This is a genomic window from Verminephrobacter aporrectodeae subsp. tuberculatae At4, from assembly GCF_000193225.1.
In the GTDB taxonomy this organism is placed as follows: domain Bacteria; phylum Pseudomonadota; class Gammaproteobacteria; order Burkholderiales; family Burkholderiaceae_C; genus Acidovorax; species Acidovorax aporrectodeae.
In genome coordinates this window covers 1-26,690 of sequence record NZ_AFAL01000399.1, presented here as the reverse complement: position 1 = coordinate 26,690, position 26,690 = coordinate 1, and the positions used below count along the sequence as shown (strand labels likewise).

21 protein-coding genes, 1 tRNA gene and 2 pseudogenes are annotated in these 26,690 nt (G+C 66.6%); 11 read left to right on the top strand and 13 right to left on the bottom strand.

Going from position 1 to position 26,690, the window contains the following annotated elements; translation table 11 throughout:
• Positions 1-37: 37 nt before the first annotated feature.
• Entirely contained in the window at positions 38-172 is a 135-nt protein-coding gene (locus tag VTU_RS35425; protein WP_010104170.1) for a hypothetical protein, read from the bottom strand.
• A 288-nt stretch (positions 173-460) separates the two neighbouring features.
• On the opposite strand from VTU_RS35425, the gene VTU_RS30705 reads away from it, so the two are divergent.
• Positions 461-1,054: a filamentation induced by cAMP protein Fic gene (locus tag VTU_RS30705; protein WP_010104164.1), complete on the top strand. Its 594-nt coding sequence runs from the start codon at positions 461-463 to the stop codon at positions 1,052-1,054.
• A gap of 5 nt (positions 1,055-1,059) precedes the next feature.
• Positions 1,060-2,559 carry a phosphatidylinositol-specific phospholipase C gene (locus VTU_RS31440; RefSeq protein ID WP_081479792.1) on the top strand — a complete coding sequence of 500 codons (1,500 nt, stop codon included), beginning with the start codon at positions 1,060-1,062 and terminating at the stop codon, positions 2,557-2,559.
• Positions 2,560-2,643: 84 nt separating this feature from the next.
• On the opposite strand, the pseudogene VTU_RS35860 reads toward VTU_RS31440, so the two are convergent.
• A pseudogene (locus tag VTU_RS35860) lies at positions 2,644-2,886 on the bottom strand (IS3-like element ISAzo10 family transposase); the annotation flags it as partial.
• A 154-nt stretch (positions 2,887-3,040) separates the two neighbouring features.
• On the opposite strand from VTU_RS35860, the gene mutS reads away from it, so the two are divergent.
• The 6 genes from mutS to VTU_RS0111125 all read left to right on the top strand — a co-directional run bounded on the left by mutS (position 3,041) and on the right by VTU_RS0111125 (position 11,780).
• A complete protein-coding gene (gene mutS, locus VTU_RS0111150; RefSeq protein ID WP_010104161.1) occupies positions 3,041-5,656 on the top strand; it encodes a DNA mismatch repair protein MutS in 2,616 nt (871 codons plus the stop codon).
• A gap of 52 nt (positions 5,657-5,708) precedes the next feature.
• On the top strand, positions 5,709-6,536 hold the full coding sequence (locus VTU_RS0111145; protein ID WP_010104160.1) for a proteasome-type protease: 828 nt from the start codon (positions 5,709-5,711) through the stop codon (positions 6,534-6,536).
• A 40-nt stretch (positions 6,537-6,576) separates the two neighbouring features.
• Complete coding sequence (gene amaB / locus VTU_RS0111140; protein ID WP_010104159.1) at positions 6,577-8,112, top strand: L-piperidine-6-carboxylate dehydrogenase; 1,536 nt, start codon at positions 6,577-6,579, stop codon at positions 8,110-8,112.
• Between the two features lie 62 nt (positions 8,113-8,174).
• A complete protein-coding gene (locus VTU_RS0111135; RefSeq protein WP_010104158.1) occupies positions 8,175-9,083 on the top strand; it encodes an amino acid ABC transporter substrate-binding protein in 909 nt (302 codons plus the stop codon).
• The gene (locus VTU_RS0111130) at positions 9,080-10,822 is read left to right on the top strand and encodes a thiamine pyrophosphate-binding protein (RefSeq protein WP_010104157.1); all 1,743 of its coding nucleotides are present in this window, start codon (positions 9,080-9,082) and stop codon (positions 10,820-10,822) included. Before VTU_RS0111135 ends, VTU_RS0111130 begins: the two co-directional genes overlap by 4 nt.
• Before the next feature lie 184 nt (positions 10,823-11,006).
• Complete coding sequence (locus tag VTU_RS0111125) at positions 11,007-11,780, top strand: ferredoxin--NADP reductase (RefSeq protein WP_010104156.1); 774 nt, start codon at positions 11,007-11,009, stop codon at positions 11,778-11,780.
• Positions 11,781-11,787: 7 nt separating this feature from the next.
• Here the strand turns inward: VTU_RS0111125 and VTU_RS0111120 are convergent, their stop codons facing one another.
• Complete coding sequence (locus tag VTU_RS0111120) at positions 11,788-12,789, bottom strand: DMT family transporter (protein WP_236610709.1); 1,002 nt, start codon at positions 12,787-12,789, stop codon at positions 11,788-11,790.
• 38 nt (positions 12,790-12,827) lie between these two features.
• On the opposite strand from VTU_RS0111120, the gene VTU_RS0111115 reads away from it, so the two are divergent.
• Positions 12,828-13,703: a LysR family transcriptional regulator gene (locus VTU_RS0111115; protein ID WP_010104153.1), complete on the top strand. Its 876-nt coding sequence runs from the start codon at positions 12,828-12,830 to the stop codon at positions 13,701-13,703.
• Between the two features lie 28 nt (positions 13,704-13,731).
• Positions 13,732-14,706: a thiamine-phosphate kinase gene (gene thiL / locus VTU_RS0111110; protein WP_010104152.1), complete on the top strand. Its 975-nt coding sequence runs from the start codon at positions 13,732-13,734 to the stop codon at positions 14,704-14,706.
• A gap of 57 nt (positions 14,707-14,763) precedes the next feature.
• Here thiL and VTU_RS0111105 read toward each other — a convergent pair whose 3' ends face one another.
• Positions 14,764-15,606, bottom strand: a complete 843-nt coding sequence (locus VTU_RS0111105) for a YecA/YgfB family protein (protein WP_010104151.1) — start codon at positions 15,604-15,606, stop codon at positions 14,764-14,766.
• Between the two features lie 137 nt (positions 15,607-15,743).
• Positions 15,744-15,820 (bottom strand) — tRNA-Arg (locus VTU_RS0111100).
• 293 nt (positions 15,821-16,113) lie between these two features.
• Between VTU_RS0111100 and VTU_RS0111095 the strand changes: the two genes are divergently transcribed.
• A complete protein-coding gene (locus VTU_RS0111095; protein WP_010104149.1) occupies positions 16,114-18,060 on the top strand; it encodes a sigma-54-dependent Fis family transcriptional regulator in 1,947 nt (648 codons plus the stop codon).
• A gap of 66 nt (positions 18,061-18,126) precedes the next feature.
• Here the strand turns inward: VTU_RS0111095 and VTU_RS26880 are convergent, their stop codons facing one another.
• From VTU_RS26880 to VTU_RS0111060, 8 genes and pseudogenes are all read right to left on the bottom strand, one after another.
• A complete protein-coding gene (locus VTU_RS26880; protein ID WP_498370519.1) occupies positions 18,127-19,614 on the bottom strand; it encodes a hypothetical protein in 1,488 nt (495 codons plus the stop codon).
• Positions 19,524-20,399: a DUF1631 family protein gene (locus tag VTU_RS35415; RefSeq protein WP_498370518.1), complete on the bottom strand. Its 876-nt coding sequence runs from the start codon at positions 20,397-20,399 to the stop codon at positions 19,524-19,526. Before VTU_RS35415 ends, VTU_RS26880 begins: the two co-directional genes overlap by 91 nt.
• A 173-nt stretch (positions 20,400-20,572) precedes the next feature.
• Positions 20,573-21,520: a protein translocase subunit SecF gene (secF, locus tag VTU_RS0111085; RefSeq protein ID WP_010104147.1), complete on the bottom strand. Its 948-nt coding sequence runs from the start codon at positions 21,518-21,520 to the stop codon at positions 20,573-20,575.
• Positions 21,521-21,534: 14 nt separating this feature from the next.
• Positions 21,535-23,417 (bottom strand): annotated as a pseudogene (secD, locus tag VTU_RS26875) (protein translocase subunit SecD).
• Between the two features lie 85 nt (positions 23,418-23,502).
• On the bottom strand, positions 23,503-23,838 hold the full coding sequence (gene yajC / locus VTU_RS0111075; protein ID WP_029554301.1) for a preprotein translocase subunit YajC: 336 nt from the start codon (positions 23,836-23,838) through the stop codon (positions 23,503-23,505).
• A gap of 128 nt (positions 23,839-23,966) precedes the next feature.
• Positions 23,967-24,887 carry a LysR family transcriptional regulator gene (locus VTU_RS0111070; protein ID WP_010104144.1) on the bottom strand — a complete coding sequence of 307 codons (921 nt, stop codon included), beginning with the start codon at positions 24,885-24,887 and terminating at the stop codon, positions 23,967-23,969.
• A gap of 98 nt (positions 24,888-24,985) precedes the next feature.
• Complete coding sequence (locus VTU_RS0111065; protein WP_010104143.1) at positions 24,986-25,939, bottom strand: SGNH/GDSL hydrolase family protein; 954 nt, start codon at positions 25,937-25,939, stop codon at positions 24,986-24,988.
• Between the two features lie 81 nt (positions 25,940-26,020).
• Positions 26,021-26,690: L-threonylcarbamoyladenylate synthase (locus VTU_RS0111060; RefSeq protein ID WP_029554300.1), on the bottom strand; the 670-nt coding region annotated here is incomplete at its 5' end.

Below are 26,690 nucleotides of genomic sequence, written 5' to 3'. Positions count from 1 at the left end.
CGAGAAGATCGTACTCGCCGCACTGCCCGAACTTTCGCTACAGATCGTCGAATTCGCGCGCGAGCATGGGCGCATCACCATGGGCGATGCGATCCGGCTGACTGACGGCAAGCGCAACACGCTCAAGCAGCATTTCCGTGTCTTGGTGGAGCGTGGGCATCTCGCGCAGCATGGGGCTGGCCGGGGTGTCTGGTACGAGTTCGCGTCGTCATCCGATGTGCCACGCAGCAGCCAGCAAGAAGAACAAGGAGGCCGATGCTGGACAACGTCTTCCGTTTCAGAGGCCGGCTGATCGCGGAATACAGCAGCTTCAGCCGCATCGCATTCACCCAAGCCTTTCAGGGCTCTCCGGTTCACCCCCCCCCGCTTTGGTTGATGAGCTGGGCCCCGGGCCGGGGGCTGAATAGTAAGTAGTTACCCCAGGAGATTGCTGGGTGTAGTTCGATGTAATATTCGCGTAATGATCGTCGCCCACGCCATCCGGCTCTCCCCGGAAGTCCTCAAGCGCATCGCCAGCATCGATGAGTTCAAGGGTGCTTGGCGCACGCTCGGCACCCAGGCGCCTGACCAGCTCTCGGCCTTGCGCCGGGTGGCCGCCATGGGGAGCATCGGTTCGTCCACCCGCATCGAAGGCAGCAAGACCCTCGCGACGCGCGACGAGCAGGCAGTGGCTGGCTACGCGCAGGGGATGGAACGCGTGCTCTCGTCTTGGCAGGACATCGCACAGATCGTCGAATTCGCGCGGGAGCATGGGCGCATCGCCATGGGCGATGCGATCCGGCTGACTGACGGCAAGCGCAACACGCTCAAGCAGCATTTCCGTGTCCTGGTGGGACGTGGGCATCTCGCGCAGCATGGGGCTGGCCGGGTGTCTGGCACGAGTTCGCGTCGTCATCCGATGTGCCACGCAGCAGCAGCCAAGAAAAACAAGGGAGCCCTTCAGGTGCCGATGCTTCGGGAGTGTGCATGGTATGCAAAACGAATTTACCTCAAAAAGCCACTACCATTCATCATTGAAAACGGTTCATCAAACATTTTCAACAACTCATCTTAATCATCATGAATCACAGAAATAACAAATTCCTTTTGGCGATGGCGACTGGGCTCGTCATCTTTGGCTCAAAGGTGCATGCAAGCTATCAGGCAGATGCCTGGCAACATACTGGTGCGTTTTCTACGAACGTCACGGCTTCCACGGATAATTCCTCTTTCATGAAGGCCATTGATGGAAACACTCGCATCAATCGCCTTTCGTTGGTTGGAACACATGACTCTGCTGCAAGTACCGGGGGTTCCATAGCCTTTACCTCGACCATCGTCGGCTCGACTATAACTGGTGCATTTTCGGGTCCGGCTCTTCAAGATATTGTGCGCACGCAAACAATGCCGCTCACGGAACAGATGAAAGCAGGCATCAGATTTTTTGACATCCGCGTGAAGCACCGAAATGACAAGTTCCAGCTGTATCACGGCGTCAGCGATCTGGGCGCCGATATGGATGGCGTATTGTCGGAAATCAAGGAATTTCTGAACAAGCATCCGGAAGAAGTCATCATGGCCCGGGTCAGAAACGAGGATGATGACGACAAAAATGCATCCATCAATCGTGCATCCGGAAACACTCGCTATTTCGGAGAAACCTTGCACAGCTATATTAAAAAATATGGCGAAAGCTTGTTTTGGAACAATAGCGGGGGGGAATCAAACCCAACACTGCGCTCCGTCAGAGGAAAGATCATCATCCTTTCCGATTTTCCGCTTGGTAATGCCTCAGCAACTTTGCCCGATGGGTCTTTGGCCGAAAAAGAAATTATCGGGCCAACAGGGAAATTCAAGTACGGTCTGTCGTATCGTCAGGCCAGAATCCATGATTCTTACAACCTGGATACAAAATGGTCTCTTTACGGTAAATGGGAAGATCTCAAAAGTTATTTGGCGACCACGAATTCTCAAGCACCGTCTTCGAATCTGAACATCGGCTATATGAGCGGCTCCGGAGGGGCGTTTCCATATTTTGTTGCCGGCGGTCGCATGCATGCCAATACAAGCGCCAATCATCTCTGGACCGGGGCAACCGAAACCGCGACCGGACTTCATCGGAGCAAGTGGCCTGATTTCCCACGTGGATCATGCACCTGGGGGATCGGATGGATATGTTCGATCTTCTTTTCTGGCTTGAATGAACTGACGGCGACATGGCTGGCAAAGAACAATCCCCAATACGCAGGAATTCTGGTTGCCGATTTTCCCGGAAATGACCTGATTGACCGAGTCATTCGACTCAATGCGCCATTCACAGGAATGCAGCAACTGGCAGGACAGGAATGGGTTTCCCTCAGTTCCAATGGCGTAGATCCGCAATGTGCCAGCAATGACGGGATCAATTGTTTGCTTGGGGCCTCGCTTGCCGATGCGAAAAGGGCCACCACCGCAGTGGTTTGCGGTAAAGACCACCAGGCCAAGTTGGGAGTTACCGGGTACGAAAATAAAAGCCATTGGTGCTCCATGGCTCGCGATAAGATAACTCGCGATAGGGGAGAAAATTCCTCTACAAGATAGTTGTCGCCTCAGCCATCGGCTGAATATCCTGTTCCCTGGAATGCGTCTTGATGACCGAATCGTGTTCAGGGTTGAGGCTCACGGCCTGGATGTATGGGGCGCGCGCAGCACCCGCGCGAAGCTGGACTCGCTGGCCAAGTAGACGCCTTCGTCGGCGAGCATGGGCACGATGCGTGCCGGGGGCATGTCCGCGAAGCGCGGTTCGTTGGCCACGGCCAGCAGTCGGCCGAGCGGCTGGGCAGGGGCTGACGGCTTGCGGGCGGCCGTCAGCCCTGCGTAAGCCTGCCAGCGCGGCAGGGTGCGCAGATCAATGCCGGCGGTCTTGCAGTCTTGAAGGCTTCCACGACGGCCTTCATCATGACTTTTTCAAAGGATGCCAAAACCCAGGCGGGAAACCAAACCCGTGGCAATGGCCCGGGGGCTAACTGTTACAGTCTTACGCCCCATTGGCTCCATTTGCCCCATTTCTGCCACCGCCTGCATGTCCGATCCGCGCGAACACCACACCCCCATGATGCAGCAATACCTGGCCCTGAAGGCCGGGTACCCCGAGACGCTCGTGCTCTACCGCATGGGCGATTTCTACGAGCTGTTCTACGCCGACGCGGAAAAGGCTGCGCGCCTGCTGGGCATTGCGCTCACGCAGCGCGGCCAGTCGGGCGGACAACCGGTGGTGATGGCGGGCGTGCCCTTTCATGCGCTGGAGAACTACCTCGCGCGCCTGATCAGGATGGGCGAGTCGGTGGCCATCGCCGAACAGGTGAGCGAGGTGACTGCGGCCAAGGGGCCGGTGGAGCGCAAGGTGGTGCGCGTGGTCACGCCCGGAACGCTGACCGATGCCGAACTGCTGCCGGACAAGTCCGAGACGCTGCTGCTGGCCGTGCACCAGGCGCCGCGCGCGCGCTGCGGCTTGGCTTGGCTCAGCCTGACGCAGGGCTGCATCCATCTGACCGAATGCGCGCACGACGAGCTCGGCGCCTGGCTGGCCCGCGTCGCGCCCTGCGAGCTCATCCACAGCGCGGGCGTGACGGAGCGCTTCGAGCAGCAATTGCAGGCGCTGCGCCAGGACGGTGCCTTCACATGCCCCATGAGCCCCCGGCCCGAATGGCAGTTCGACAGCGCGCTGGGCGCGCGCAAGCTGCTCGAAAACCTGGGCGCGGCCAGCCTGCAGGGCTGGGGTGCGCAGGACCTGGGCGCAGCGCACGCCGCCGCGGCCGGGCTGCTGGCCTACGCGGAGCACACCCAGGGCCGTGCCCTGACCCATGTGCACAGCGTGCAGGTGCAGCGGGGCGACGAGCTGATCGACCTGCCCGCGAGCACGCGGCGCAACCTGGAACTGGTCAAGACCCTGCGCGGCGACGATGCGCCCACGCTCTTTTCGCTGCTCGACACCTGCATGACGGGAATGGGCAGCCGGCTACTCAAGACCTGGCTGCTGGAGCCGCGCCGCGACCGCGCCGAGGCGCGCCAGCGCCTGTCCGCGACCACGGCGCTGCGGGGCGGCGCGGGCGCTGGCGCCGACCCCTGGGCCACCTTGCGCGACAAGCTCCGGGGCGTGAGCGACGTGGAGCGCATCACCGCGCGCATCGCGCTGCGCCAGGTGCGCCCGCGCGAACTGCTGGCGCTGGGCCGGACGCTGCAAAAAGCCGCGCTGCTGGCGCTCGATGAGCGCGCGCCCGAGCCGTATCTGGCGCAAATTTTTGGCCATCTGCACCCGCCCGCAGACTGCACCGAGCTGCTGGAATCCGCGATTGCCCCGGAGCCCGCGGCGCTGGTGCGCGACGGCGGCGTGATCGCGCCCGGCTTCGACGCCGAACTGGACGAACTGCGCGCCATACAGACCGACTGCGACGCCTTCCTGCTGGCTCTGGAGACGCGCGAGAAAGCGCGCACCGGAATCGCCAACCTGCGCGTGCAGTTCAACAAGGTGCATGGCTTCTACATCGAGGTCACGAGCAGCCACCTCGACCGCGTCCCCGACGACTACCGCCGCCGCCAGACGCTGAAGAACGCCGAGCGCTTCATCACGCCCGAGCTCAAGGCCTTTGAAGACAAGGCCCTGTCCGCCGGCGAGCGTGCATTGGCACGCGAGAAATGGCTCTACGAGCAGATCCTGGACCGGCTCCAGGCGCATGTTCCCGCGCTCACCCGCCTGGCCCGGGCGCTGGCCACGCTGGACGTGCTGTGCACGCTGGCCGAGCGCTCGCTCACGCTGAACTGGTGCGCGCCGCAGTTCATGCCCGAGCCCTGCATCGAAATCGAGGGCGGTCGCCACCCGGTGGTCGAGGCGCGGCTGGCCGAAACCTCGAGCGGCAGCTTCATCGCGAACCACACGCGGCTGAACGCGAACACCCGCATGCAGATCATCACCGGCCCGAACATGGGCGGCAAATCGACGTATATGCGCCAGGTGGCGCTCATCGTGCTGCTCGCCGGCATGGGCAGCCATGTGCCGGCCGCCAACTGCCGCCTGGGACCGATCGACGCGATCCACACGCGCATCGGCGCCGCCGACGACCTGGCGAACGCGCAATCGACCTTTATGCTGGAGATGACCGAGGCCGCGCAGATCCTGCACGCCGCGACGGCGCACAGCCTGGTGCTGATGGACGAGATCGGCCGCGGCACCAGCACCTTCGACGGCCTGGCGCTGGCCAGCGGCATCGCGACGCATTTGCACGACAGGACCCGCGCCTTCGCGCTGTTTGCCACGCATTACTTCGAGCTCACCGAGCTGCCCGCCAAGGCCCGCCACGCAATCAACATGCATGTGAGCGCGACCGAGTCCGGGGCCGACATCGTCTTCCTGCACGAGATCCAGCCCGGCCCGGCGAGCCGCAGCTACGGCATCCAGGTGGCCCGGCTCGCGGGAATGCCGGCCCCCGTGCTGCAGCACGCGCGCCATGCGCTCGCGGTGCTGGAGGCGCGGGCCGACGAAGGCAAATTGCAGATCGACCTGTTCGCCGCCCCGGAAATCCCCCCGACTGCGGCCCCCAGCCCGGTGGAAGCCGCGCTCGCCCAAATAGCCCCCGACGCGCTCAGCCCGCGCGAGGCGCTGGACGCGCTGTACCAACTCAAGAGGCTGGCGGGCGGCTGAGGGCGCGGCACTACACTCCTGTCCCCACAGGATTTCTCTCGCATGCATTGCCATGACGTACTGCGTCGCCATCAAACTCAACGCCGGGCTGGTCTTCCTCTCCGACTCCCGCACCAACGCCGGACTGGACCAGATCAGCTCGTTTCGCAAGATGATCGTCTATGAGAAAGCGGGCGAGCGCTTCATGGTGCTGCTCTCCGCGGGCAATTTGTCGATCTCGCAGTCGGTGCGCGAAATCCTCCAGACCGAGCAGATCAAGAACGGCGAATCCGGCGAGCCGATCACGATCTGGAACGCCACCAGCATGTTCGACGCCGTCCGCGTGCTGGGCGCAGCCGTGCGCCATGTGCACGAGCGCGACGGCGCGGCGCTCCAGAGCGCGGGCGTGGAATTCAACGTATCCATCCTGTTCGGCGGCCAGATCCAGGGCGAGGGCATGCGCCTGTTCCAGGTCTACTCGGCCGGCAACTTCATCGAGGCCACGTCCGAGACGCCCTACTTCCAGGTTGGCGAGTCGAAATACGGCAAGCCCGTGCTCGACCGGGTGCTGACGCCCGAAACCCCGTTGAACGAGGCCGCCAAATGCGCGCTCGTGTCCATGGACAGCACGCTCAAGTCCAACCTGTCCGTGGGCCTGCCGCTGGACCTGGTCGTCTACGAGGTGGGCCGCTTTGCCACCGACAAGCTGATCTGCATTGACGAGCACAACCCCTACTTTCGCATGCTGCACGACAGCTGGGGGCAGAAGCTGCGTCAGGTGTTCGACAGCATCGAAGACCCGGCCTGGAACGGCGGATCGACCCAGGTGCCCCTCATGGTGCCCCCGGCGCGCAGCGGGCCGCTCAAGAAAATCACCAACCCGCTGGACAAGCTCATCTGAGCCGCGCCGCGCCCCCTGCCCTTTGACCGCGAAAGCCGCCATGTCCACCCCCCCAGCCACGTCCCTCGCGCACGATGTCGATCAACTGCTGCAACGCCTGGGCGTGCCCCGGGCGGCGTACACGGGGGGCGATCTGTTGGTGCACTCCCCCATCACGGGCGAGGCCATCGGCGCCGTGCCGCAGTCCACGCTGGCCGAAGCCTCGGCCGCCATTGGCCGGGCGCACGCGGCGTTTCTGGTGTGGCGCAGCGTGCCCGCGCCGCGCCGGGGCGAGCTGGTGCGCCTGCTCGGGGAGGAACTGCGCGCGGCCAAGGCCGACCTGGGCCTGCTGGTGACGCTGGAGGTCGGCAAGATACCTTCCGAAGGGCTGGGCGAGGTGCAGGAGATGATCGACATCTGTGACTTTGCCGTGGGCCTGTCGCGCCAGCTGTACGGCCTGGGCATCGCCACCGAGCGCCCCGGCCACCGCATGATGGAAACCTGGCATCCGCTGGGCGTGTGCGGCGTGATCACCGCCTTCAACTTCCCCGTCGCCGTATGGTCCTGGAACGCCGCGCTGGCGCTGGTGTGCGGCGACCCGGTGGTGTGCAAGCCGTCCGAGAAGACCCCGCTGACCGCCCTGGCCGTGCACGCCATCGCCCGGCGCGCGCTGGCGCGCTTCGGCGCTGCGCCCGAGGGCCTGCTGGAACTGCTCATCGGCGCGCGCGCGGTGGGCCAGCTGCTCGTCGACGACGCCCGCGTGGCCGTGCTCTCGGCCACCGGCTCCAGCGCCATGGGGCGCGCCGTGGGGCCGCGTCTGGCGGCGCGCTTTGCGCGCGGCATTCTGGAACTGGGGGGGAACAACGCCGCCATCGTTGCGCCCTCGGCCGACCTGGACCTGGCACTGCGCGGCCTTGCCTTTTCCGCCATGGGAACGGCCGGCCAACGCTGCACCACGCTGCGCCGCCTGTTCGTGCACGACAGCGTGTACGACGCCCTGGTGCCCCGGCTGATCGCGGTGTACGACCGCGTGCCGGTGGGCGACCCGCGCACGCCCGGCACGCTGGTGGGCCCGCTGATCGACCGCACGGCGTTTGACGACATGCAGGCCGCGCTGCTGCAGAGCCGCGCGCTCAACGCCACGGTGCATGGCGGCCACCGGGAGGCGGGCATTGCCGGCGACGCTGCCTACTACGTGCGGCCCGCGCTGGTGGAACTGGCCCAACACATGGGCCCGGCGCTGCACGAGACCTTTGCCCCCATCCTGTACGTGCTGCGCTACCAGTCGCTCGATGACGCGATTGCGTGGAACAACGCGGTGGGCGCGGGCCTGTCGTCGTCGATCTTCACCCTCGACGTGCGCGAGGCCGAGCGCTTCATGTCGGCGACCGGGTCGGACTGCGGCATCGCGAACGTGAACATCGGCCCGAGCGGCGCCGAGATTGGCGGTGCCTTTGGCGGCGAGAAGGAGACCGGCGGTGGCCGCGAAGCCGGCTCCGACAGCTGGAAAGCCTATATGCGCCGTGCGACGAACACCATCAACTACTCCAGCGCGCTGCCGCTGGCGCAGGGCGTGGCTTTCGACATCGGCGATTGACGTGCAACACCCCCGCGTCGCCCTCCACCAGGGGCGCTCGGCCTGACTCCAGGAGAGACGGCATGACCCTTTTCCCCGCAACCCCAGCGATCGCCGCAGCGGCCGTCCTCCTGTTTGGTCTCCTGTGCGCCCAGACGTCCGGGGCAACGCAGGGCACGCTGGACAAGATCCGCACCAGCGGCCGGGCCGTGCTGGGTGTGCGCGAGGCCTCGCCTCCCATGGCCTATGCGTTGGGCGCGAACGAGAAATACGTGGGCTACCACGTGGAGCTGTGCGAGCGCGTGCTCCGGGAGATCGCACCCGATGCGAAGCTCGAATACCTGGCCGCCACCGCGCAGAGCACGCTGGCGCTGGTGCAAAACGGCACGCTCGACATCGGCTGCGGCCCGACCACGAACAACACCGCGCGCCAGCAGCAGGTGGCCTTTGCCGTGACCACCTACGTGAGCGAAGTGCGCATGGCGGTGCGCGCCGATTCGGCCATCCGCTCCATCAGCCAGTTGGGCGGGCGCACGGTGGCCGCGTCCACGGGGACCACGGCGGTGCAGATGCTGCGCAGGCAGGAGCGCGCGCTCGGCACCCCGATGAACATCCTGCTGGGCAAGGACCACGCCGAGAGCTTTCTGCTGCTGGAGTCCGGCCGTGCGGACGCCTTCGTGCTCGACGACAACCTGCTCGCCGGCGTGATTGCCGGCGCGAAGAACCCCGGCGACTTCCGCATCGTGGGCGAGCCCCTGGGTGCCGAGCCCATCGCCCTGCTGTTTCGCAAGGACGACCCGGCTTTCAAGGCCGCAGTGGACGGCGTGCTCACGCGCCTGATGCAGACCGGCGAGCTGGAGAAAATCTACGCCAAGTGGTTCACCACCCCGATCCCGCCGAAGAACCTGCGCCTGAACCTGCCCATGGGCGCCGCGCTCAAGGCGCTGATCGCCAGCCCGAACGACAAGCCCCTGGAGACCTACCTCAAATGACCTCTGCCCGCACCGCATCGATTCCGCCGGGCCACGGCACGCGCGCAGCGCTTGCCACCCCTGCGCGCACGGGCGGCCAGATCCTGGTGGACCAACTCCTCGTGCACGGCGTCGAGCAGCTCTTTTGTGTTCCGGGTGAGAGCTACCTCGCCGTGCTCGACGCCTTGCACGGCGCGCGCATCGAGCTCACCGTGTGCCGCCAGGAGGGCGGCGCGGCGATGATGGCCGAGGCCCAGGGCAAGCTCACGGGCCGTCCCGGAATCTGCTTCGTGACGCGCGGTCCGGGGGCGACGAATGCGTCCGCCGGGGTGCACGTCGCGCACCAGGATTCGACGCCATTGATCCTGTTCGTCGGCCAGGTGGCGCGCAACGCCATGGGGCGCGAGGCGTTCCAGGAGATCGATTGCAGCGCCGTATTCGGCAGCATGGCCAAGTGGGTGGTGCAGATCGACGACCCGGCGCGCGTTCCCGAACTGCTCTCGCGCGCCTTCCACGTCGCCACCTCGGGCCGCCCCGGCCCCGTGGTGGTGGCGCTGCCCGAGGACATGCTCACCGAGACCGCCACGGTCGCCGACGCCCTGCCCTGCCAGGTCACGGAAACGCACCCGGGCGCCGCGCAGATGGCCGAGTTGACCCGGCGCCTGCAGGACGCCCGGCAGCCCGTGGCCATTCTGGGCGGCAGCCGCTGGTCGGAACCCGCGGTGCGCAGGTTCGCGGCGTTCGCCGCGGCCTGGTCGCTGCCGGTGTACTGCTCGTTCCGGCGGCAAATGCTGTTTCCGGCCAGCCACGCCTGCTACGGGGGCGACCTGGGTCTGGGGGCGAACCCCGGGCTGCTGGCGCGCATCCGCGCGTCCGACCTGCTGCTGCTGGTGGGCGGGCGCCTGTCCGAGGTGCCAGCGCAAGGCTACGAACTGCTGGCCATTCCCAACCCCGCGCAGCCCCTGGTGCACGTGCACGCCGACGCCGATGAACTGGGCAAGCTCTACCGCCCCGCGCAGGCCATCCACGCCACGCCGCAGGCCTTTGCCGCAGCGCTCGACGGCGTGCGCCCGCAGGCCGCCGTGCCATGGCAGGAGCATGCCCGGGCCGCGCACGCCGAGTACCTGGCGTGGAGCGACCCGGCGCCCATCCGCATTCCGGGTGCGCTGCAAATGGGCCAGGTGATGCAGCACCTGCGCGCCACGCTGCCCGCGGACACCATCCTGTGCAACGGCGCGGGCAACTTCGCCACCTGGCTGCATCGCTTCTGGCCGTTTACCTGCTACGCCAGCCAGTTGGCGCCCACCAGCGGCTCCATGGGCTACGGCCTGCCCGCCGGCGTGGGCGCCAAGCGCCTGTGGCCGCAGCGCGAGGTGCTGGTGTTTGCAGGCGACGGCGACTTTCTGATGCACGGCCAGGAATTCGCCACCGCCGTGCAATACGGCCTGCCCATCACCGTGCTGCTGCTGGACAACGGCATGTACGGCACCATCCGCATGCACCAGGAGCGCGCATACCCGGGCCGCGTCAGCGCCACGCAACTCAAGAACCCCGACTTCAAAGCCTACGCCCAGGCCTTTGGCGGCCATGGCGAGCGCGTGGAACGCACCGAGGACTTCGCCCCCGCGCTGGCGCGTGCGCGCGCCAGCGGCCTGCCCAGCGTGCTGCACTGTCTGATCGACCCCGAGGCCATCACGCCCACGGGAACGCTGCAGGGCCTGCGCGCGGCCGCGCTGGCCAAGGACAATCCCGATTTGTAAATTCCCCCGAAGCCGGCAGATTGCATGGCCCGGCCGGTGGGGCATCATATGGACGCCACGGGGCTCCGAAGCCGGATGCGAAACAATGCAGGCCGTTCATCCGGCCTGAGAAGGCGCGGATTTCAGCCCCCCCATGCCCTGGCTTCTTCCCTGTTTCTCAACCCTCCCCGCCCCCCCAAGCACCATGAGCGCCTTTCTCGAAGAACACGTCCTGAGCGTCCACCACTGGACCGACCGCCTGTTCTCATTTACCACCACGCGCAACGCCGCGCTGCGCTTTTCCAATGGGCATTTCACGATGCTCGGCCTGCGCGTGAACGGCAAGCCCCTGCTGCGCGCCTACAGCATCGTGAGCCCGAACTACGAAGAGCACCTGGAATTTTTGAGCATCAAGGTGCCCGACGGCCCGCTGACCTCGCGGCTGCAACATATCCAGGTGGGCGATCCGATCGTGATCGGCAAAAAGCCCACCGGCACGCTGCTCATCGACTACCTGCTCCCGGGCAAGCGCCTGTACCTGCTGGCCACCGGCACCGGCGTGGCGCCGTTCCTGAGCCTGGTCCGCGACCCCGAGACCTACGAGAAGTTCGGGCAGGTGATCCTGGTCCACGGCGTGCGCGCCGTCAGAGAGCTGGCCTACCACGACTACCTCACGCAGGAACTGCCCCGGCACGAACTGCTCGGCGACATGGTGCAGCGCCAGCTCAAGTACTACCCCACGGTGACGCGCGAGCCCTTCAGGCACCAGGGCCGCCCGACCAGCGTGATCGACAACGGCCAGCTGGCGCGCGACCTGGACCTGCCCGCGCTGGACCCGATGCACGACCGGGTGATGATCTGCGGCAGCCCGGAGATGCTGCGCGACCTCAAGCAGATGGTGCACGAGCGCGGCTTCAAGGAAGGCAACACCACCCGGCCCGGCGACTTCGTGATCGAACGCGCCTTTGCCGAGCAATAAGCCCGGGTCAGGCAGGCTTGGCGGGCCGGACCCCCGTCACCACCAGAACGACACCCGCCATCACCAGGACGATTCCGGCCAAGCCCGCGCCACCGGGGAATTCGCCCAGAACGGGAATGCCCATCAGCACGGCCAGGGCCGGCGCCAGGGCCCCGAAGATCGCTGCGCGCGGCGCGCCGAGCCGGCGCACCGCTTCGGCGTAGAAGAACATCGCGAGAATGGCGACGCAAATGCCTTGCGCAAATACTTGGAACAACAGCTCCGGCACCGGCGCAGCAAAGATGCCAGGCTGCAAAAACAGGAAATAAATCGGCGCAAAGATCAGCCCCGAGCCGACGTTCACCAGCGCTGTCGCGTGCCACGGACTGATTCCGGAACGCCGCTGCACCACCGTATAGCTGGCAAACAGCAGCCCCGCGCAAAGAAACAGCAGATCGCCCCGCCACTGGCCGTCGGCCCGGTGGACGATCAACGCCTGGCCGCCCATGCAGGCGGCGCCAACCATCACCACGGCCAGCCCGCACAGCTGCATGCGGCTGAACCTCTCTTTGAAAAAGAGCGCGGACAACACCGCAACGAAGATCGGCATCATGCCAATCATCAGCGTGGCGGCGTGCGATGCCGGGGCAAAACGCATGCCGACGGACGCCAGCATCATGAACGGCACGCCGGCACCGACCAGCATGATGCAGACCCTCGCGATGCCGATCCGCTGGAAGCCGAACCCATGGCGCAACAAGATGGGCCACAGGAAGAGCGCGGAAACCCCGAAGCGGAGAAAAGTCACGTCGGCCGGTGCGAGCTCGGTTTTCATCGCAAAGCGCGTTGCCACCGACCAGCCCGACCAGATCAGCGCGACCGCAAGGCCGCACAGCACGCCGACGCCCCAGGTGTTCGACGCCATTGCAACGCGGCCAATCTTCATGGTTCCATCCCTGTTTTCTGGGTGAGCGGCCCAAGGCATGGGCCGAATTCGGACCGAATGTACGCCCTGCACCGAATCGCGCAAAATGAATTATGGTGAATGGATCATTCTGGAAATCAGATATGTTTGAACTCTCTGACCTGCGTACCTTTCTGGCCGTCGTGCAGGCCGGGGGCATCAACCGGGCCGCGCAAACCCTGCACCGCGCTCAGTCCAGCGTCACCGTGCGCGTTCGGCAGTTGGAAGAAAAGCTCGGCGTGCCGCTGTTTCTGCGCGAGGGCCGTAGCTTGCAGCTACTGCCCGCCGGCAAGGTGCTCATGGACTATGCGCAGAGGCTGCTCGACCTCGCCGAGCAGGCCTCGCAGGCCACGCGCGACGACCAGCCCAAGGGGGTGCTGCGACTCGGGACGATGGAGAGCACGGCGGCGGTGCGCCTGCCGCAGCCCCTGGGCCTGTTCCACGAGATGTACCCGGAGGTGGCCCTGGAACTGTATTCCGGTGATCCGCGCGAGTTGGTCCAGCGGGTGCTGCACGCCCGGCTGGACGCGGCGCTGGTCACCGACCCGGTATCCGACAAGCGCCTGGATTCGATGCCGATCTACGAAGAGGAACTGGTCCTCATTGCCGAGGCCAGACACCCGCGCATCCGCTCGCCCAAGGACGTCCCGGTGAAGACGATCCTCGCCTTCCACCCCGGCTGCCCGCACCGCCAACGCCTGGAGGACTGGTTGCGCCGCGCGCGCACCAAACCGCAGCGCGTCGTCGAGGTCGGCTCCTACCATCTGATCCTCGGCTGCGTGGCGGTCGGCATGGGAATCGCCCTGGTGCCGCGCAGCGTGCTCGGCACCTATGTCGAACGCGAGCGCTTGAGCGTCCATGCCCTGCCACCCCCATACAGCCGCGCCCTGACGCGCTTGATCTGGCGCAAGAATGCGCCCGGGCCGAGCATCCTGGCGCTGTCCCGGGTCCTGCTCAAGTGCCGGACCATGTCGCCATGAGGATCTGTGCAAAATTTTCCGGACCGCAATGACCGAGTTTGAGCTCATCGCCCACTACTTCACCCGCCCCGTGCGCCGGGCCGCGCTGGGTGTGGGCGACGACTGCGCGCTGCTGCTGCCGACGCCCGGCATGCAATTGGCCGTCTCCAGCGACATGCTGGTGGCAGGCCGACATTTTTTTGCCGACGTCGCGCCCGAGCGTCTGGGCCACAAGGCGCTGGCGGTGAACCTGTCGGACTTGGCCGCCTGCGGCGCGCGCCCGCTGGCGTTCACGCTGGCGCTCGCGCTGCCCTGCGTCGATCCGGCCTGGCTGGCGGGTTTTGCACGCGGGCTGCTCGCGCTGGCCGATTCCCATGGCTGCGAACTGGTGGGCGGCGACACCACGCGGGGTCCGCTGAATATCTGCATCACCGTGTTCGGCGAACTGCCCGCCGGCCAAGCCCTGCTGCGCAGCGGCGCCCGGCCCGGCGACGACATCTACGCCAGCGGCAGCCTGGGCGATGCCCGGCTGGCCTTGCTCGCGCTGCAGGGCCATATCGCATTGCCCGCCGAGCCGTTGGCGCGCGCGCGCCAGCGGCTGGAACTGCCCACCCCGCGCCTGGCCCTGGGCCAGGCCCTGCGCGGCATTGCCAGCAGTGCCGTGGATCTGAGCGACGGCCTGCTCGGCGACCTCGCGCATATTCTCCGAGCCTCGGGCGTGGGGGCCTGCATCGACACCCGGGCCACAAGCCAGCTGATGGCCGAAAGCGCCAGGGAAACCAGCGCCAGCAGCGCTCTGGACCCCGAATTGCTGCGGCAATGCACCCTGGCCGGGGGCGACGACTACGAATTGGCCTTCACCGCACCGCCCGCGCTGCGCGCCGCAGTGGCCGCCGCCGCGCAGGCCAGCGCCACACCCGTGGCCCGCATCGGCGCAGTGCAGGCCGAGCCGGGCCTGCGGCTGGTGGATGCGCAGGGGCAGCCGGTGGTCAACCGCTACGCATCGTTTGATCACTTCCAATGAAACGCCGCCCGCCCCCTCTTGCCTGGGGATGGTGCAGGCCACTTGGGGGCAAGCGCATCAGCCGTGGCACTTCTTGTACTTCTTGCCGCTGCCGCAGGGACATGGGTCGTTCCGGCCTGGCTTGAAAACCTTTTGCGCGATCGCCATGCGCGCGCCCAGGACCTTGCCAAGCTGGCGCAGTGCGTACGCCGCCTGGGCCGCCTTGCAGAAGACCGCTACGCGCGCCCGGCTGGTGCTCAGCGGGCCGTCTTCGATTGCACCGACCTCGGGTACACCGGTGTCGTCCTCGAGCAAGGCGGCGATCTCATCGAGCGCACGGTCCTGCCATTGGATGGCTTCCCTGTCGTCCGGGATCTCCCAGTCATCGATCCAGTTTTTCACGGCAAACAGAAAGCCCCGCGCCCACAACTGGCCAAGCGGCGGGACCACATAGTCTTCGCCCATCTCCGCGCGCTCCTCGTCGCTCAGGTCGGCCATGGCACCGCGCATGTCCAGGACCCCGGGCTGAAATTCGTACTCGTCGACCATCGTTTCCAAGCCGATGTCGAGTTGGCTGACCACTTCGTTCCAGCGGCGGGTCCATAGCTGCATGAAGCGGGTTTGCTGGGCGGCGTCGGCAAAAACAGGCACCCAGGGGAGCGGCTCGCCTTCGGCCACCTCCAACCTGGCGCCATCATCCCCGAACAGCACGGGCAGGTATTCGGCCGGTGGAATCGGGCGGCGACAGCAAACCAGCGCCGTGAGAAACCCGTCGCAAAACTCCCAGCAGGGAATATCTTCCCCACCCCGCGAGGCCAGTCCGTCGAGGATGCCCTCGAGTTCATCCTTGTCATCCGGCCCCAGGGCCGTCGTATAGCGTCCTTGGGAGTTCGCAATGGGGAGGGTGGATTCTTCAGTCATCGGAGATTCTGCGGTCATGGGGGAGAAGGGAGGGAGAGAGGGGAGAGCAAACCTTGCCAATTGAATGAAGTCGCATTTTCCAGCCACCAAGCCTGATTCCAACCCATACCCGCAGTTTTCTCTTCCAGGGGAATGCTTGGCCTGCCCGGAGGGACTTGAACCCCCGACCTATAGCTTAGAAGGCTATTGCTCTATCCAGTTGAGCTACGGGCAGTGATGTGTCGAGCGACGGCGCCTGCGAATCCCCTCGTGCATGGGATTGCGCATGGGTCCGCAACCCCGGCTCGTCTGCGGGCCGCATCATACCCGCCGGCGCTGCTTCGTCGAGCCTTCCAACCCTGCGCTCCGGGGGGGGGACAGCGTGAACGATTCCGGCAACGGGTGCAAAATCGCACGTAAAAAATGTCAGTGAATCCGTTGCGGCGCTGCCAGACGGTCACGGGGCCCGCGGGATCACCGGGGTCGCGGCAGCCCGGCAGTCACGAACCGACCGACCGAGGAAACAGCATGGAACATGCCGGACAACTGCACAACCGGGGCGACCGACACGCCGATCACGTGCTCGAGGTGGTGCACAGGAGTTTCGACGAAGCGGGCGATGACCTGGTCACGCGCTCATGGCGCCGCTGCCTGAACCAGTACCAGCTCGATCCCGGCCGGCCGCGCGAGCCGGTCATGATCGGCTCGGCGGCCCTGCAGAGTCGGCGCGAGCAGCGGGCCGACGTCATCGAATGCGCGCGCTACGAGATGAGCACCCTCTATCAGCAACTCGCGGACCCCGACTCCGCCGTGCTGCTCACCGACATGGACGGCGTGATCGTGCACATGGTGTCCTCGCCCGAGTTTGCCGCCACGGTGGAGTCCATGGGCCTGCGCCTGGGCGGCGTGTGGGGCGAGGCCGAGGCCGGAACCAACGGCATGGGCACCTGCCTGGCGGCCGCGCACCCGGTCTCCGTGCAGCGTGAGGAGCATTTCTTCAGCCGCTTCACGCAGCTCACCTGTTCCGCGGTGCCGGTGTTCGATCCCTGCGGCGACATCGTCGCGGCGCTGGACGTGACCAGCCGCTCGCACCTGATGCAGCAGCATCTGCTGGTTCTGCTGGGAATGACGGCGCGCATGATCGAGAACCGGCTCATCGACAAGCGCTTCAGCGATGCGCACCCGCTGCATTTCCACAGCCGCCCCGAATTCGTCTACACGCTGCACGAGGGCAAGCTCGCCGTCAGCGCCGACGGACTCGTGCTGGCGGCGAACCGCAGCGCGCTGTTCCAGCTCGGCTTTCAGTCCATGGACGATATCCGCTGCCGGCGCATCGACGAGCTGTTCCAGACCTCGCTGGAAGATATTTTGCAGCGCAGCCTGTCTGCGTCCTTCCACCCGGTCGCGGCGTACCGCGCGCATGCAGCCCTGCGCTTCTTTGCCGTCGCGCGCCGCCCGGCGGCGGACGCCGCCAGGGCCCTGTCCGCGCGCACCGCGGGGGAGGGCCTGCGCGCGCCGGAGCGGGCGTCCACGCGCGCTGCGCCGAGCGTCTGCACCTTCAAGGACGAGCGCCTGATCGCGCGCCTGGATACCGCGCGGCGCGTGATCGCGCGCCGCACGCCGGTGCTGTTGTGCGGCGAGACCGGCTCCGGCAAGGAGGTGTTTGCGCGCGCAATACACGACGGCAGCCCGCACGCCGAGGGCGCATTCGTCGCGGTCAATTGCGCCAGCCTGCCCGAAACCCTGATCGAATCCGAACTCTTCGGCTACCGGGCGGGTGCCTTCACCGGTGCGCAGCGCAACGGGCGGCGCGGCAAGATCCTGCAGGCCGACAGCGGCACCCTGTTCCTCGACGAGATCGCCGACATGCCGCTGGAGTTGCAGGCGCGCCTGCTGCGGGTTCTCGACGAGCGCCGGGTCACCCCACTGGGCACCGAGGAAACCTATCCGGTGAACTTCCAACTCGTGAGCGCGAGCCACCGCCATCTGCCGAGCCTGGTGCGCGAGGGCCGTTTCCGCGAGGACCTGTACTACCGGCTGGCCGGAATCGAACTGGATCTGCCGGCCCTGCGCGAGCGCACCGACCGGCGCGAATTGATTCACGACATCCTGATGGACGAAGCCGGCGGCGCGTGCCGGCTCGGCGCAGCGGCCGAGCGTCTGCTGATGGGCCATCCCTGGCCCGGAAACCTGCGCCAGCTGCGCCATGTGTTGCGCAGCGCGGCCGCGCTCGCCGACGGCCAGACGATCACGCCGGAGCATTTGCCTTCGCTGAGCAGGTCCCCGGCACCCGCTGAGGCCGCGCCAGCCAGCGGGCTGAACCCGATTCAGGCGAACGAGCGCAAGGCTCTGTTGCAGATGCTCGAGGAGCACCGCTGGAACGTGAGCCACGTCGCCAAGGCGCTGGAGATCAGCCGCAACACCCTGTACCGCAAACTCCGCAGGCTGCACATCGAGATCTCTGCGCACGCTTGATCATGTGCTGATACTTTCGGGGCGGAGCACCTGGCTGGCTCCATGGATCATTGCTTCTGCACCCTCTCAGCCCAGCAGCCGTTCGGGGTTCGCGTCCAGCTTGGCCAGTGCGGCGCGCGTTGCGCGCAGGGTCAGGCCCTCTGCGTCCTGGACCACGAGCAGGCCGGCCTGCAGATACGCCGCCAGCCGGTGCAGCTGTATCAGGTAGCTGCGGCCATCGACGGCGGCGAACAGGTGCAACTGGTTGCGCTGGCTCTGCCAGATGTACTGCACGTGCGCCGCGCCCCCGTTGTGGTCCAGCGTGTACCAGGCGCCGGGTTGCAGTTCCTGCGCCCAGGCGAGCATGGCGTCGTCCACGCGCGCGCCGTTGTCGGCCAGCACGTGGATGGACGACGCGTCGATGCCGAGCAGCATCTCGACGTTCTCGACGTTCAGCGGTACCTCGCCGAGCGTGGCGTCGCCCATGAGGTCCTCAAGGTTGACCAGGCGCTCGACCATGGCGTCGAGGTGCGCTTGCGGGATCGCTGCGGTCTTGGACTGGAACGCGTCCGCGAGCGTGTCCGTCAGAACCTTGATCTGCGCGTTCTGCGCCGCGCCATCGACTCCCATGAGCGTCAAACCCTGGCGCAGCTGCCGCAGCAGCGTGGGCAGGTTCTGGATGAGCCGCGCGCGGTCGCTGCGCTTGGGCTTGGCGCTGACGGCCCAGACGAGGTTTGCCGCCGCGTGCTTGTACGCGACGGTGTCCGCGTGCTGCGCGCCGTGGCGCACGGCCGACAGCGCCAGCACCTCGGCCCAGGTCCTGAAAAGGAATTCGCGGATCTCGTCGCGCACCGGCACATCGCGCAGCAGGTTGCGCAGCTCGATGGTGTACTGGATGGTCAGCACCGCCTTCTGCTCGACCTGCTGGGCGACGCTCACGACGCGCGCCGTGGTCTGCTTTTCGGTCAGGAAGCGGGAGAGAAACTTTTCGAACTCGTCGTACACGAGTTGGAAAACGCGCGACCCGGTTTCGGGATACTGCTCGATGACCTGCACGATGCGGCGGATTTCCGCCTCCAGCGCGCTGCCGTTGATCGCGGCAGCGTCAAAACCCATGGCGCACGCGCCCATGCGATCGATGAGTTTGCGCGCGGGGTGATCGGGGTTGCTGAAGAACGCCGGCTCGGCCAACGCCACGCGCAGCACGGGCACTTGCAGCCGCGCAAACCAGACGCGCACCGCCGGGGGAATGCGCTCCTCCGTGAGGATGCTCTGGAACATCAGCGCCAGCACTTCGACGACGACCTTCTCATTGCCGGTTTCGGCTTTTTGCTTGAGCTCGGTGGATTGCTTGCGCGCCTGGCTCACGAGCTGCACCACGGCCTGCGGGCCGCCGCCCTGCGCAACAACGCCGCTGGCGCCTGCCGGCACCGGGTTGAGCGCGAGCGCATGCGCCAGGGCCGGGGAGGGCCGTGCGGGCGCGCTCAGGCCAAACAACCCCGGGGCCGGTTGTGCCAGCAACTGGAGCAACTGTCCCAGCACCACGCCCTGGGCCTGCTGGCGCAGGTGCGCCAAAGGGGTCCGGCCAGCGGCGGGCAGGGCGTGCTGCGCATGCGCCCGGGGGGCGGTGGGGAACCCCCGGTCAGGCATTGCGCGGCGTGTAGCCGGGATTGGGAGCTCGGGGGATTGGGATGGGGCAGGCCCCCCCCGCCCGTGGTGTGCCGTATGCGCGAGCGCAGGTCCGCCGGGGTCACGCCCTGCTCCGCATAGAACGCATTCATCGCCTGGTAGTGCTTCTGGAGCAGATGCGCCAGGCCGCGCTGCAAGGGGGTGAACACCATGCGCAGTTCGCCGTGCGACAGGCCGGCTTCGCCCCATTGCTCGACCAACCGCAGGCAGACTCCGTCGGGCCAGAGAATGTCCTTGCCCACGAGATTGCGCTCTTCCAGCGACTGGGTGCACTGGCGCATCTGGTCAAAATCCTGCCCCAGTTGCTCGCTGACCATGAGGGCCATGCGCGATGCCTGGACCTTGTTTTCCATCACATCGTCGCTGAGCAACTCGAATGGGTTGTGCGCGCCGTCCGCGTCCGCGACCTGCCCCGGATGCGGCGCCAGCGCTGCACGCCAGGCCGCGCCGGTGCGCCCGATCCAGTCGGTCCGCTGCCTTTGGTAGTGCATCCAGGCGTCGTGGCGCGACTGCATTTCGCGGCCCGTTCCGGCCTGGCTCATCTGCGTCCTCAGGAAGTTCTGCACCGCCTGATCCAGGGACGGGAGTCCCGCGCAGAGGCCCTCCACGAACCGCTGGCGTGCCAACCCTGCCAGGCGGCGCTGCGCAGCGGAGGCTGGCGTGGATTGCATGGCTAGTGTCCTGCCCCGCGAATAGCGGCACATGAAACTGCGCCTTTCACGCCATGGCGGCGTTGCAAATCCTCGCGATACCTACGGGTATCGCTGCGGTTTGCGCCTTGCCCTGACGCGAAATGCATCCGTTTCATTTTGTGCTGCTATTCGCGGGGCAGAACACCAGCAGTTCAGACTGTCGCTCCAGCGTGGGGATCATCGGCCCCGTCCTTTTTCACGGGTCTGAGCAGATCCTCGCGCCGGACCCCGAGCCACATCGCAATCGCTGCCGCGACGAAGACCGAGGAGTAGATGCCGAACAGGATGCCGATCGTCAGCGCCAGCGCAAAGTAGTGCAGGCTCGGGCCGCCAAAGAAGAACATCGACAGCACCATCGCTTCGGTCGACGCGTGGGTGATGATGGTGCGGCTCATGGTGCTGGTGATCGCGTGGTCGATGACCTCGCGCGTGCTCATCTTGCGGTACCTGCGGAAGGCCTCGCGAATCCGGTCGAAAATCACCACCGATTCGTTCACCGAGTAGCCGAGCACCGCCAGCACCGCCGCCAGCACCGAGAGGGAAAACTCCCACTGGAAGAACGCGAAGAAGCCCAGGATGATCACCACGTCGTGCAGGTTCGCGATGACGGCCGCAACGCCGAACTTCCACTCGAAGCGCAGGGCCAGATAGATCACGATGCCCACGATCACCATGGCCAGCGCCGTCAGGCCGCCGTGCACCAGTTCCTCGCCCACCTGGGGGCCGACGAACTCGGTGCGACGCAACTCGACCTGGGGGTCGGCGGCACGCAGCGCGCCCAGGACCTGTTCGCTTTGCTGCGCGGAGGTCACGCCCTTGTGCGCGGGCAGGCGGATCATCACGTCGCGCGCGGTGCCGAAGTTTTGCACCTGCACGTCGGGGTAGCCCAGCGCCGAGACCGCCGCGCGCACCTTGGGCAGTTCGGCGCCCTGGTGGTACGCGACTTCCATCACCGTACCGCCCGTGAACTCCACCGACAGGTGCAGGCCGCGGGTCAGCAGGAAGAACACCGCCAGGGCAAAGGTGATGAAGGAGATCGCGTTGAAGATCAGCGCGTGCTCCATGAAGGGGATGTCTTTTCTGATGCGGAAAAATTCCATGCTCGCGGCCCCTTTCAGTTCGTCTTCGCCGCAGCGCCGTCGGCCTGCGGCTTCCAGACCTGGCCAATGGATATGCTCTTGAGCCGCTTGCGCCGGCCGTACCACAGATTCACCAGCGCGCGCGAGAAGAACACGGCCGAGAACATGCTCGTCAGGATGCCGATGCAGTGCACCACGGCAAAGCCGCGCACCGGGCCGGAGCCGAAGGTCAGCAGGGCCAGGCCGGCGATCAGGGTGGTGACGTTGGAATCCAAAATGGTCGCCCAGGCCCGCTCGTAGCCCGTGTGGATGGCGACCTGCGCGGACACACCCGAGCGCAACTCCTCGCGGATGCGTTCGTTGATCAGCACGTTCGAGTCGATGGCCACGCCGATGGCCAGCGCCATGGCGGCGATTCCCGGCAGCGTCAGCGTGGCCTGGAGCATGGACAGCACCGCCACCAGCAGCAGCAGGTTCACGGCCAGCGCAACGCTCGAGAACAGGCCGAACAGCAGGTAGTACAGGCACATGAAAATCGCGATCACCGCGAGTCCCCAGAGCACGCTGTCGATTCCGCGTTCGATGTTGTCGGCGCCCAGCGTGGGGCCGACGGTGAACTCCTCGATGATCTCCATGGGCGCCGCGAGCGAGCCGGCGCGCAGCAGCAGCGCGGTGTCATGCGCCTCGGCCGTGGTCATGCGGCCCGTGATCTGCACGCGGCCGCCACCGATCTCCGCGCGGATCACGGGGGCCGTCACGACCTCGCCCCGGCCCTTTTCAAAGAGCACGATGGCCATGCGCCGGCCCACGTTCTCGCGCGTGATGTCGCGGAAGATGCGCGCGCCCTTGGCGTCGAGCGTGAGGTTGACGCTGGGCTCCTGCGTTTGGCCGTCGAAGCCGGGCTGGGCGTCGGTCAGGTTCTCGCCGGTCAATAGGACCTGCTTCTTGACGATGATGGGCTGGCCGTTGCGCTCCGGATGGCGCTCCGAACCGAACGGCACGGGGCCCCGTCCGGCTTGCGCGGCCGCGCTTCGGCGCTTTCGTCGACCATGCGCACCTCCAGCGTGGCGGTGCGGCCCAGGATGTCCTTGGCCTTGGCCGTGTCCTGCACGCCGGGCAACTGCACCACGATGCGCTCCAGGCCCTGCTGCTGGATCACGGGTTCGGCAACGCCCAACTCGTTGATGCGGTTGTGCAGCGTAACCATGTTCTGCTTGAGCGCCTGCTCCTGCACACGGCGCGCGGCCTGCGGCTCGATGCTGGCGCGCAGCCTGAACCCGGCGCCTTCGGGCGCGCTGCTCGCCTGCAGGTCGGGGAACTGCTCGGCGAGCAGCGCGCGCGCCGCTGCCAGCGTGGCTTCGTCGCGCAGCACGACGTCGATGTTGTAGCCCTCGCGGCTCACGCCGCCATGGCGGATGTTCTTGTCGCGCAGGGCCGTGCGCAGGTCGCCGACGTACGCCTCGGCCTTCCTCGTCAGCGCCGCCTGTATGTCCACCTGCAGCATGAAGTGCACGCCGCCGCGCAGGTCCAGGCCCAGGTACATGGGGTTCGCGTGCAGCGCCTTGAGCCAGGCGGGTGAGCGCGAGACGAGGTTCAGCGCGACGATGTACGAGGCGTCGTTCGCGTCGGGAACCAGGGCCTTCTGGATCGCGTCGCGGGCCTTGAGCTGGGTGTCGGGCGAGTCAAAGCGCACACGCACCGACTGACCTTCCAGATCCACGCGCTGCGGCGTGACACCTGCGGCCGCAAGCGCTTGCTCGACCCGCTGGCGCAGCGCCTCGTTCACCTGGACGGCGGCCTTGGCCGAGGAGACCTGCACGGCAGGCGCCTCGCCGAAGAAATTCGGCAGGGTGTACAGCGCCCCCACCAGCAGCACGATCCCCAGGATCGCGTACTTCCAGATCGGATAACGATTCATGAGCGCGTTTCTGCCTCTCGGAAAGCTTCAAAGGGCGCAGGGCCTCGCAGGCCACCCGCTCCACGGATTGGGCCGTCCGGGCCGGTTACTTGAACGAACCCTTGGGCAGAACCTGGACCACGGCGCTGCGCTGCAATTGCACTTCGACGCCCTGCGCGACCTCCAGATGCAGGAAGCCCTCGGACAGGCGCACGACCCGGCCGACGATGCCGCCGGTGGTGGCCACCTCGTCGCCCTTGGCGATGGCCTCGATCATTGCGCGGTGCTCCTTCTGGCGCCGCATCTGCGGGCGGATCATGAGGAAGTAGAGCATCACCACCATGAGCACCAGGGGCAGCATGCTGGTCAACGAGGACATCATGTCGCCCCCGCCAGCGGCTGCGGCGGGTGCGGTTTGGGCAAGAGCGGAAGCGATGAACACAGGCGAAAACTCCACGGCGGATGGTCGAAATACACGCTGCCCGCGCACAGGAGCGCCTGGTCGCGGGCGAAACGTGGCATTGTATGCGCAGCCCCGTTTGCCACCCGGGGGGCAGAAGCTGCCAGACACTACCCGCGCAGGCTGGCACGCTCAAGACCCTGGCTCTTGCCGTTTTCCCGCGCCAAATTGACGAAGGCGTTCAGATAGTCGAGCTCCTTGTCCGCTTCGCGGGTGCCGAGAAAGATTTGTTTGGCAATGCCATTGCGGCCAAGCCGGATCGGAACGATCTGCAACTTCGCGGCGTACTCCTGGACCAACCAGCGCGGCAGAGCGCTCACGCCGCGGCCGCTGGCCACCATTTGCAGCATGATGTCCGTCGTCTCGATGGTCTTGTGGCGCTTCGGTGCCACGTTGGCAGGCAGCAGGAACTGGTTGTAGATGTCGAGCCGCTCCAAGGCAACCGGGTAGGTGATCAGCACTTCCGGGCTCAGCTGCTCCGGCTTGACGTAGGGGACCGAAGCCAGCCGGTGCGTGGCACCGACCACCAGAACCTGCTCGTAGTCGAACACCGGCTGAAACCGCAGACCCGGCTTGGGAAGGGGGTCGGGGGTGACGAGCAGATCGATTTCAAAGCTGAACAGCGCCCCTATCCCGCCGAACTGAAACTTCTGCTTGACGTCCACGTCCACGTCCGGCCAGCTTGCCAGGTACGGCGCGACCACCTTGAGCAGCCATTGGTAGCAGGGATGGCATTCCATTCCGATGCGCAGCGTGCCGCGCTCCCCGCGCGCGTACTGTTGCAGCCGCTCCTCTGCGGCAGCCAGCTGCGGCAGCACGCGATTCGCGACCGCGAGCAGGTACTCGCCCGCCTGCGTGGGCCGCAGGCTGCGGCCTTCGCGCAGCCAGATGGCGCAGCCCAGTTGCTGCTCCAGCTTTTTCATCGTATGGCTCAGCGCAGACTGCGTCAGGCACAGCGTGCCCGCAGCGGCCGTCAGCGAGCCCTGCCGATGAACCTCACGAACGATGGCGAGATGGGATATTTCCAGCATGCTTCTGAGCAACTCGGTTAACCCCACCGGAGCGCAACGTTGAACGCTGCCCGCAGTGCATCAGGCCGCGCCGCAGGCTGCGGTCCGACAGCAAGGCCCTACCAGCGCGAGCGCAGGCGGTCGTAGGCGAAGGTGCCGAACTGGCGCTGCGCCGAGGGGGTCAGATACACGGTGTCGGCAAACACGTACGTATCCTGGTTCGCGCCCGCGAGCAGCGTGGCTCCGGTGCACAGGGTCGAGTTGAGCTGACCCGCACCGATGCCGATGCCGTTTGCCGGGTCCACCGCGGTGCATACGGCCGCCGTGGTGTTTTTGAAGCCGTAGCTCCCGGGCACGCTGGTGTACAGGTTCACGTAGTACGCCGAGTCCACGTAGAGCACGTTCGCGCCCAGGTCCACGATGTCCACGAGCAGGCCCTCGTTGAAGCGGCTGCTCGCACGGGTGAGCAGGTCTTCGCGCCCCAGGACCTTGGCCCAGGGGGTCTTGCTCAGGTCGTAGGTGCCGGTCACCACCACGTGCTTGGCCCCGGCGTCCACCAGCCGGCGCACCTGCGCCGCCATGTCATTGCCCGCCTGGCGCGCTGCGACCACCATGGCGTCTTCGGTCTCGCGGCCCGCGGTGACCGCGGCCATGCCGGCGATCACGTCGCTGATGCCGCCGCTCACGAGCACCAGGTCGGTTTCCGCAAAGCGATCGCCGGCCAGGAAATCGTCGATCTGCTCGGTGAGCGTGCGCGTGTTCGCGTTGCCGGCTGCGTCGGGCTTGGCCTGGATGCGCGCGTTTCCGACCGCGTAGCTCCTGCCCCCCGCCGCCACGGGTGTCAGTGGCTTGCCGTATTGGGCCGCGAGTTTCAGGGTCCAGTTGTTCACGCTGCCGTCATTCACGGTGTAGCGCGGTCCGTTTTGCCCCACGTCGCTCATGGCGTCGCCAAACGCGACGAAGCGCTGGGGCGAAATGGCCGATTCGGTGGTGCTCGAACCGCAGGCCGTGAGCCATGCGGCCGACGCGCAGACGGCGACCATGACGCTGCGGCGCATCCAGTTTGCTGCCATGTATTTCTCCAGAAAAGTGGGGCCGAGTTTAACGAAGCCGGGTTCCGCCGGGCCAATTCCATTCCTGTCCCTGCGCGCCCATCAGGCTGCGGCTGCGCGCTGCAGCCGGTCGCGCACGCCTTCCCATTCGGGGAGCGCGGGCGGGGTTTCGATCCAGATCAGCCGCACGCCCTGGTCGTCAAAGCTGCGCAGCACGGCAAAGAGTTGCTGCTGCGCGGCGGCGGCGTCGTCGGGCATGCGCCGCACGACGATGCCGGCCGCGCTGGTGCGCAGCGCGCAGCGCGCGTATACGCCCATGCAGGCGGCGTCGGCGCCCAACAGGTCCAGGCTGGTCTGCAGGGCCGGCGCGTCCATCAGGCGGACCTTGGCGGCCGGGGCGTAGTGGGCCAGCAGCGTTCCCGACGCGCGCGGCGCAAGGGCCGGCAGTTCCCGCGGGGACAGTGGCGCGATGCCGCAGGCCGCAGCGATCTGCGCGCGCGTGATGGCGCCGGGCCGCAGCAGCACGGGAACGCCGCGCGTGCAGTCGACGATGGTCGATTCGATTCCCACGCCGCAGGGGCCGCCGTCGAGCACCAGCAGTTCTGCCCCCAGTTCGTCCTGCACATGCCGCGCGGTGGTGGGGCTGACGCGGCCAAAACGGTTCGCGCTGGGCGCGGCCACGCCCCGGACGGGCGGTCCGTCGTCCGCGGGCGCGGCGCAGGCGCGCAGCAGCGCCTGCGCCACGGGGTGCGCCGGGCAGCGCAGACCCACG

Bases quoted from the DNA above. Each gene is read 5' to 3' on its own strand.
- VTU_RS35425 (WP_010104170.1), bottom strand. From the start codon at position 172: ATGCTGCGCGAGATGCCCACGCTCCACCAAGACACGGAAATGCTGCTT.
- VTU_RS0111095 (WP_010104149.1), top strand. From the start codon at position 16,114: ATGGAACATGCCGGACAACTGCACAACCGGGGCGACCGACACGCCGAT.
- VTU_RS35415 (WP_498370518.1), bottom strand. From the start codon at position 20,399: ATGCAATCCACGCCAGCCTCCGCTGCGCAGCGCCGCCTGGCAGGGTTG.
- secF (WP_010104147.1), bottom strand. From the start codon at position 21,520: ATGGAATTTTTCCGCATCAGAAAAGACATCCCCTTCATGGAGCACGCG.
- VTU_RS0111115 (WP_010104153.1), top strand. From the start codon at position 12,828: ATGTTTGAACTCTCTGACCTGCGTACCTTTCTGGCCGTCGTGCAGGCC.
- VTU_RS0111135 (WP_010104158.1), top strand. From the start codon at position 8,175: ATGACCCTTTTCCCCGCAACCCCAGCGATCGCCGCAGCGGCCGTCCTC.
- mutS (WP_010104161.1), top strand. From the start codon at position 3,041: ATGTCCGATCCGCGCGAACACCACACCCCCATGATGCAGCAATACCTG.
- VTU_RS0111105 (WP_010104151.1), bottom strand. From the start codon at position 15,606: ATGACTGAAGAATCCACCCTCCCCATTGCGAACTCCCAAGGACGCTAT.
- VTU_RS0111125 (WP_010104156.1), top strand. From the start codon at position 11,007: ATGAGCGCCTTTCTCGAAGAACACGTCCTGAGCGTCCACCACTGGACC.
- VTU_RS30705 (WP_010104164.1), top strand. From the start codon at position 461: ATGATCGTCGCCCACGCCATCCGGCTCTCCCCGGAAGTCCTCAAGCGC.
- thiL (WP_010104152.1), top strand. From the start codon at position 13,732: ATGACCGAGTTTGAGCTCATCGCCCACTACTTCACCCGCCCCGTGCGC.
- VTU_RS0111065 (WP_010104143.1), bottom strand. From the start codon at position 25,939: ATGGCAGCAAACTGGATGCGCCGCAGCGTCATGGTCGCCGTCTGCGCG.
- amaB (WP_010104159.1), top strand. From the start codon at position 6,577: ATGTCCACCCCCCCAGCCACGTCCCTCGCGCACGATGTCGATCAACTG.
- VTU_RS0111070 (WP_010104144.1), bottom strand. From the start codon at position 24,887: ATGCTGGAAATATCCCATCTCGCCATCGTTCGTGAGGTTCATCGGCAG.
- VTU_RS0111145 (WP_010104160.1), top strand. From the start codon at position 5,709: ATGACGTACTGCGTCGCCATCAAACTCAACGCCGGGCTGGTCTTCCTC.
- VTU_RS0111130 (WP_010104157.1), top strand. From the start codon at position 9,080: ATGACCTCTGCCCGCACCGCATCGATTCCGCCGGGCCACGGCACGCGC.
- VTU_RS31440 (WP_081479792.1), top strand. From the start codon at position 1,060: ATGAATCACAGAAATAACAAATTCCTTTTGGCGATGGCGACTGGGCTC.